Consider the following 1,319-nt stretch of genomic DNA (forward strand, 5'->3'; position numbering starts at 1 on the left):
GTGCTTAGAGAGCCCCGACCCACATCTTCTTCGCAACGAGTTCTCGCACAACCTCGACGCTCTCACGTGCGACGATCCGAGACGCGAGACTCAAAGGATGTTGGGTGGAAGTAGCGAGGACGAGCGTTCTCTCAAGCTGATCAGGTCTTATTTGTCGCGCGGAAAGCAGTCCGTTTTCGACTTCGCGTTGAACGGCAGGAAAAGGAAGAATCGTCAAGCCGATCCCGGCTTCCACGAGACTCTTGATCGTCATTAGTGCGTCGACTTCGAGATCGACATCGATCTTGACTTTGAGGCTCTCTGCCACTTGATCGATCAACACCCGCAAGCCATGCGAACGGCTAGGCAGGATAAAATTGCGATCGGCGAGTTCAGCTATCGCGACCGGTCCGTCGCCGGTGACCACGCCCTTGGCTCCCACCAGGAAGAGGCTTTCTCGCAGCAACTCGTCCGCAACAAGATGCTTCGTCCTGGCGACCTTGTAGAACAGCGCAACGTCAAGACGGCCCGTCAGCAGCCATTCGTTGACGTATCCGCTGAACGCCTCGACGATCTTGAGGGTCACACCCTTGTGGCGCTCGCGGAGACGCCTGATGAGCGGCGGCACCAGGATGTGGCTTTCCGTCGGCGGAACGCCGAAGACGACTTCGCCCTCCGCGACGCCACGCATGGAGCGCACATCGTGTTCAAGCGTTTGCAGATCGGAAAGGATGGTCTTTGCACGGGTCGACAACATCCGTCCGGCTTCGGTCAGCTCCATCCCCCGCCCGGTTCGGTGGAAGAGGGAAACGCCGAGCTCCTCTTCGAGAAGTCGGATCTGTCGGCTGATTGCCGGCTGTGCGACCGAAAGCATCACCGAGGCTTTTGACGCGCTCGCCGTTTCTGCGAGCGTGACGAAATACCTGATCTGCCGCATCTCCATATTGCGCCCTCCCGTCAATGGTCGTCCGCGATCGCGTTGAATGCAGGACGCGGAGAGTTGCCTCTTCTCTTATAACTGATTGAACGCGCGTGACGCTACCGATTTCGCGGGCTGGGACATAGAAAGCTAATTGTGAACGGCACGATGTTCGCGAATTCGACGCGTCCGAAAAGCTGCAAAATATCGCACTCTCGCGGGGGCTCGTCGAGGTACAGGAAGAGAATGATCAGGACGACGCATGTCAGACTCAGCTGCGATGAATGAGACGATCGGCGAGAACCGTGTGTCGCTGAACGCCAATCCACGCATTCCTTTCGTCATGGCTCACAGACGTCCCCCGTTGAAGGCCCGGGCCGGCAAGCCGTTGATGGTTCATTTCGTCGTCAATGTCGAATAC

The 1,319-nt window shown here is 57.8% G+C and carries 1 protein-coding gene; it reads right to left on the reverse strand.

Annotation, left to right across the window (positions count from 1 at the left end; genetic code table 11):
• Window positions 1–4: 4 nt before the first annotated feature.
• Window positions 5–922, reverse strand: coding sequence for a LysR family transcriptional regulator (locus AC1DT3_RS21480; protein ID WP_477467212.1), 918 nt, complete (start codon window positions 920–922; stop codon window positions 5–7).
• Window positions 923–1,319: the final 397 nt, after the last annotated feature.

Source organism: Microvirga sp. P4_G7, from assembly GCF_056401005.1.

What these genes read in the sequence shown, in the direction of transcription:
- AC1DT3_RS21480 (WP_477467212.1), bottom strand. Translation starts at nt 922, where the DNA reads ATGGAGATGCGGCAGATCAGGTATTTCGTCACGCTCGCAGAAACGGCG.